The following is a 6000-nucleotide window of genomic DNA, read 5'->3' as shown; positions in this document are numbered from 1 at the left end:
CCCCTTGAAGACGACGAGGTTGATAGGTTCGGGGTGGAAGCACAGCAATGTGTGTAGCTGACGAATACTAATCGGTCGAGGGCTTATCCTAAACAGGTTTACTCGGACCCATACATCCGGTAGACAGCAGCAGTAAAGGTTCAGCAACCTTATCTTTCGTATCCAGTTTTCAGGGCGCAATGCCTTGTTGTTCAACCGTGCCTCTTTTGCAGTTGAAGCTCTTGGAGACATTTCAACGCAAATATGCAATGTTCCCTGATAGCTCAGTTGGTAGAGCACTCGACTGTTAATCGAGTTGTCACAGGTTCGAGTCCTGTTCGGGGAGCCATTATGCTCTCATAGCTCAGTAGGTAGAGTGCATCCATGGTAAGGATGAGGTCACCGGTTCGAATCCGGTTGAGAGCTCCAGTAATCTTTCAACTTTAAGGACAAGCTTCCATTTATGCATGGCCCGTTGGTCAAGTGGTTAAGACACCTCCCTTTCACGGAGGTAACAGGGGTTCGAGTCCCCTACGGGTCACCAATTACCTTTTTTACAAAAGGCGCCTATATATTTGGACGCTTAGCTCAGCTGGGAGAGCATCTGCCTTACAAGCAGAGGGTCGGCGGTTCGATCCCGTCAGCGTCCACCATATCGCTGTTGGGGATTAGCCAAGCGGTAAGGCAACGGACTTTGACTCCGTCATTCTCAGGTTCGATCCCTGAATCCCCAGCCACTTATACTATGAGTCATTAGCTCAGTTGGTAGAGCACCTGACTTTTAATCAGGGTGTCGTAGGTTCGAATCCTACATGACTCACCATTTTTTTTATCTAACGCGCGCGTATGGCGGAATTGGCAGACGCACTAGACTTAGGATCTAGCGGGCGACCGTGGGGGTTCAAGTCCCTCTACGCGCACCATCTTTAACACCCTTAATCGGGAAGCGCTTTGTATGTCAACAAAGTAACGTAGGTGGAACTCCTACAAAACATGGTTTAGCAAGAACACAACGAAATATGCGCGTATGGCGGAATTGGCAGACGCACTAGACTTAGGATCTAGCGGGCGACCGTGGGGGTTCAAGTCCCTCTACGCGCACCATACCATGAGAAAACCCTTGGCGAACAAGGGTTTTTTGCTGTTTACACACTTAAATGGCTAAGCTTGTCATTTCCCCTGCATGTGTTCGATTATAATATCTACAAGTAATGTAATAAAAGATTTCTTAAATTGAATTTCCTAAAATGAAGGATGATATCCGCATGTTGTTTGCGACTCCCCCTATATCCCCAAGAAATAATGTCAGAAAACGCAACTAACGGTGTATTAGGCTAGTCGTCCCTCTTTAATTACACCCATCGTTTAGATAATCCCCCACGTATCTTCATCATTAGTTTATCAAGAAAATCCACTATAATGATTGTGGTTAAATATCAATCAGCTTAATGATTAGGGAAATAAACTATAAAACAATTGAATGATTCATAATAAGAAATAGATATGAGTTTAACTGTCTAGTTGTTGTTACGTGGTGTAAGAGCACTGACTAGCAATGGTTACCAAGATGTTAGCCTATTGTAATAATGAGTTTTGTTAGGCGTGAACTCTCTTCATTTTGTGCATAGAGCTGTCGATATAGTTCATTGGGACTATTTGGAACCTATGAAGATGAAGGAGACTGGAACGATGCAACAGAAAATGACGGATCACAAACTTAGAGCCTTTGTTGTTCTGCTAATCATGATTATTGGAATCAGCCATATAGGAAGCCACGGTTTGCAGACTGCAGCTGCCCTTGGGAACAGGAGCATGATGGCGGCCGAATCATCAAATACGGCATTAAACGGAGCAGCAGCGACAAAGAACCCAGCAAGCAGCAAAGCGGAACTGGAGTATTGGCGGTATACAGGGGAAGGCATGTTGTATGCACCGCTTGCTTTGCCCAATGGCAATCTTTTTACGGTGACTGCCAATGGATGGTTATCCGTGTTGGACGGGAAAGGCAAAGAAGTGAAGCGTGTGAACACTTACAGCAAGCTGTCTGCTCCGGCTATAAATGGGAAAAACGAGATTTATATAGCAGGCACGGGCGCACGGCTGTTCAAATATGATAGGGCGGCAAATGGCGGGCAGACAGGTATTTTTTATTTCAAGAATAAAAAAGAACAGCTGCAGCCCTCCGGCGTGGTGACGGATGGAGAAGGTTATCCGTATTTTGCCTATCAGCATGCGATCCTGTCGCTAAGCAGTACTGGTGAGAAGCAGGCAGCTTTATTGCCTGACGGCGTCACGGTAAAGGAGCTCGCCGCAGGTAAGAGCGGCGTGTACGCCCTAGGCAGCAACGGCACGCTTTATGCAGTGCGTGCAGGAGCGGTTGTATGGGAAGCGGCATTGGAACAGTCGCTGCTTGGGGCTAAGCTGGCCGCCGACCGGGTAGGCGGAGGCGTGCTGCTGCTTGCGGGCAAAGCGGTCGCTGCGTATGAAGAGGACGGCAAAGTCCGATTCACGCGCGAGCTTGCGGCTGCGCCCGCAGGCGGCTGGACATCCCCGGTGCTTCTGCCCGGGGATGCTGGGGCTGTCGTTGCCGCAGAGCTTAGCGGCAACGGCATTGCTGCGTTCCGCCTCGCAGACGGGGCGGAACTATGGCGCATCAGCGCCGCCGGGGCCGGTGGCTTCGGCCCCGTGGCGCTGGCGCCGGATGCTGCCGCCGGCATCGTACTGGCCGGCGGCCGATCCGGCGCTGTTTACGCGATCGACGGCTTCGCCAAGTCGATCTTGTACACCTACGGCGGACACGCCGCGGTTCCCGCGAGCGGCGTGGCGCCGATGGGTGCCGGACGCTTCGCGTATGCGTCCGGAAGCAAGCTCATCGCGGCGGGACCAGTCCGGCCTGTCGCGGTCACTTACGCAGCGGCGACGCTTAAGCTGCCGCTGGATACGAGGCTCCTGCTCACGGACAAGCTGAAGCTGTCCGATTCCGTCGCCCTCGCCTTCCGCTCAGATAATGCGGCGATCGTCCGCATTACGGATAAAGGCGTTGTGACCCCAATAGCGGCGGGCTCGGCAAACTTATATGTCGACGTCATAACGAGCGGCTACAAAGGCCAGCTTAAGCTTCCTGTTCAGGTTGCTGCTTCGGCCTCCAAGCTGAAGGTGAAGCACGAGGCGAAGAAAGTTAGCCTATCAGGCAAGTCCTATACGGTTCAAACGGTGGTCATTCCTAAAGGAATACCAATGACGGCAGGTCTAGCAAGCCGCAAGGTTGGCATCGTTCAGCCGCTAGTGTCGATTACAAAGGCCTACAACGCCGATGCCGCGATCAATGGAACCTACTTCGAGGCTTACGGAGGCATCCCGGAGCCGTACGGTACGATCATCGCAGACGGCAATGTGGAGCATATCGGCAATACGGGAACTGCAATCGGTTTTACTTGGGATGGCACCATCGTAATGGATTCGCTTCGCGTTAAAGTGCTGGGAGGCACCGACGGTTCATTTGCCTACCCGAATAATTGGTATGTTTACTTTATTAATCGTACCCCGTCGGCAGGTGCTTCCTCAGCTATTATGTTTACGCCGAAGCGAGGAGCCAAGGTTGGCTTTGCTTTAGGCACGACAATAACAGTAAGTAAGGGGAAAGTGACAAAGATTAGCAAGAAAGAGAACGTCAGCATTCCAGCGGATGGATACGTCCTTGTTTTTATAGGCTCAGAAGAGAAACTGGCAGAGCGTTTCAAGGTCGGAACGGCCGTAGACTATAAGCTCGAGATGGCCAATCTGTCAAAAATGCCAATTGCCTGGTCACGCGTGCATACGGCAGTCGGAGCAGGCCCTAGGCTGGTAAAAGACGGGAAGCTGGCGATCAACCCTGCGGGAGAAGGCTTCAGCAGCTCCAAAATTTTAACAGACTCTGCAGCGCGAAGCGGTATTCTCGTTAAAAAAGATGGAACTGTCGTTCTGGCGACCGTGTCTCAGGCAACCATAAAGCAATGGGGACAAATCATGCTGCAGCTTGGCGCTGTGCAAGCGATGAATTTGGACGGCGGCGCATCCTCAGGTATGTATGCCCAAGGCAAGCTCATTACGACGCCAGGAAGGTTGATTAGTAACAGTCTTGTTTTCGGAACGAAGCTGAAGTGGTAAAAGAGCACTATGAACCGTCCTCGCGTTGGGGACGGTTTTATTTTTTTGAATAGGTTCATAGCCTATAGAAATATAATGCGTCACAGAGTTAACCATTGACTTTTGACGTGAGAAACATTATCATTAAAACGTCAATGATAATCGTTATCAATTTTCGTTTGAAGAAACGGAATCCACATACTTATACTTATATTTACATTCAGAAGATGTCTGCCGCGGCAGCAGAAGGAGCGTGCATGTCCAATGATTCGTCTAACGACTTCGGGTCTTGATATTGGTTATGATGATCGTCTTATCGTCAAGAATTTAAACATTGCTATACCACAAGGGAAAATTACGGCGCTGGTTGGAGCCAATGGCTCTGGCAAATCGACGATTTTGAAAACGATGGCCCGTATTATGAATCCATCCCAAGGCAGTGTGCTTCTGGACGGCAAATCGATTCATAAGCAATCCACGAAGGAAGTAGCGAAGCAGCTGGCCATTTTGCCGCAGAATCCAACCGCACCAGATGGACTGACAGTAGCCGAGCTTGTATCCTACGGACGTTTTCCTTATCAGAAAGGTTTTGGCTCGATGAGCAAGGAAGACCGGAGTATCGTACAATGGGCAATCGAAGCGACTGGCATGACTGATTTCGCAGACCGTCCAGTTGACCATTTATCAGGCGGACAGCGTCAGCGCGCTTGGATCGCGATGTCCTTGGCGCAGGAGACAGATATCCTATTTCTGGATGAGCCAACAACTTTCCTTGATATGGCGCATCAGCTCGAAGTACTTCATTTGCTTCAAAAGCTTAACGCAACGAACAATCGTACAGTCGTCATGGTTGTACATGATCTAAACCATGCAACACGCTACGCGCACCATATGATTGCTATTAAGACAGGTGTTGTTGTTGGCGAGGGATCGCCTGCTGAGGTTATGACGCCTGATATTATGCGCGAAGTATTCAATATTGAAGCAGATATCGTTCCTGATCCGCGCACAGGCGTACCGCTTTGCTTGCCTTATGCGCTTGCTGGACAACCGGCTGCCGACAAAGTAGCGATCAAGAGAAGCGCGGAGCAAGAAAAGACGCTGACAGCTGCTGGAGCGTAGTCAGGTATACTTAAATTTAGAATCAGATGTATGATGCTTTTATAGGCTTAATTGATTTGGCTTTGCAATTGTATGTCTTTGCAATTGAAGAGACTGTTCCCGAGCGATTCATGCTATTGGGAACAGTCTTTTCTGTATAGAGATTGAACAACCGCCTAAGTTGACAATGGACATGCGCAACAAGCAATGCTTGTTCGCGTCTATCGGTTACAAGCAATATGATGAGTCGACACCATTAGAAGATGTTTTTATAGAGGTGGCTCTGCCTCCATATCTCGCGGATAGTCATCATCGGTTCATGTCATTATAAGAAGTAAGAAGAAGTAAGAAGTAAGAAGTAAGAAGTAAGAAGTAAGAAGTAAGAAGTAAGAAGTAAGAAGTAAGAAGTAAGAGAAGTAAGAAGTAAGAAGTAAGGAGTAAGGAGTAAGAAGTAAAAAGTAAGAAGTAAAAAGTAAAAAGTAAGCAGTAAGTTGTAAGTTGTAAAAAGTAGTGGGGGATGAAATAAGGAGTATTTATGATCAACAAGTAAGTTAGGGTGTTAGACAATTACAGAAAATTACCGTCGTACTCTTCCGAGTATTAATATCCAGGTCAGCAATGCAGTCGTATATTTAAAGAATCATTAGTCATATTGATGCCGCAATCGCATATGTTTTTAAAAATGCAACAAGCAAAGAAGGCTCCGGATTTCGCGTCATTACTGGATTTTCTTGCTTTCGTTTTACGGGGAATCAGAGCGTTTGAAAAAAGATTAAAACTTTTTTGTAAAAACAG

The 6000-nt window shown here is 48.3% G+C and carries 2 protein-coding genes, 8 tRNA genes and 1 rRNA gene; all 11 read left to right on the top strand.

What is annotated here, in order from left to right:
• Window positions 1-91: ribosomal RNA gene (locus FHS16_RS17810) — 23S ribosomal RNA — on the top strand; the annotation flags it as partial.
• Between the two features lie 161 nt (window positions 92-252).
• Window positions 253-328 (top strand) — tRNA-Asn (locus FHS16_RS17805).
• Window positions 329-332: 4 nt separating this feature from the next.
• Window positions 333-408 (top strand) — tRNA-Thr (locus FHS16_RS17800).
• A gap of 40 nt (window positions 409-448) precedes the next feature.
• Window positions 449-523, top strand: a tRNA-Glu gene (locus tag FHS16_RS17795).
• 33 nt (window positions 524-556) lie between these two features.
• A tRNA-Val gene (locus FHS16_RS17790) sits at window positions 557-632 on the top strand.
• Window positions 633-641: 9 nt separating this feature from the next.
• Window positions 642-716, top strand: a tRNA-Gln gene (locus FHS16_RS17785).
• A 10-nt stretch (window positions 717-726) separates the two neighbouring features.
• Window positions 727-802: transfer RNA gene (locus FHS16_RS17780), tRNA-Lys, on the top strand.
• A 17-nt stretch (window positions 803-819) separates the two neighbouring features.
• A tRNA-Leu gene (locus tag FHS16_RS17775) sits at window positions 820-902 on the top strand.
• A 98-nt stretch (window positions 903-1000) separates the two neighbouring features.
• Window positions 1001-1083 (top strand) — tRNA-Leu (locus FHS16_RS17770).
• Window positions 1084-1668: 585 nt separating this feature from the next.
• Window positions 1669-4125, top strand: coding sequence for a phosphodiester glycosidase family protein (locus FHS16_RS17765; RefSeq protein ID WP_183565359.1), 2457 nt, complete (start codon window positions 1669-1671; stop codon window positions 4123-4125).
• A gap of 243 nt (window positions 4126-4368) precedes the next feature.
• Window positions 4369-5226: an ABC transporter ATP-binding protein gene (locus tag FHS16_RS17760; RefSeq protein WP_183565356.1), complete on the top strand. Its 858-nt coding sequence runs from the start codon at window positions 4369-4371 to the stop codon at window positions 5224-5226.
• Window positions 5227-6000 lie beyond the last annotated feature (774 nt).

Source organism: Paenibacillus endophyticus, assembly GCF_014192395.1.
Taxonomy (GTDB): domain Bacteria; phylum Bacillota; class Bacilli; order Paenibacillales; family Paenibacillaceae; genus Pristimantibacillus; species Pristimantibacillus endophyticus.
The sequence above is the reverse complement of the archived record's forward strand: the minus strand, read 5'-3'. Positions and strand labels throughout refer to the sequence as shown.

Bases quoted from the DNA above. Each gene is read 5' to 3' on its own strand.
- FHS16_RS17760 (WP_183565356.1), top strand. From the start codon at position 4,369: ATGATTCGTCTAACGACTTCGGGTCTTGATATTGGTTATGATGATCGT.
- FHS16_RS17765 (WP_183565359.1), top strand. From the start codon at position 1,669: ATGCAACAGAAAATGACGGATCACAAACTTAGAGCCTTTGTTGTTCTG.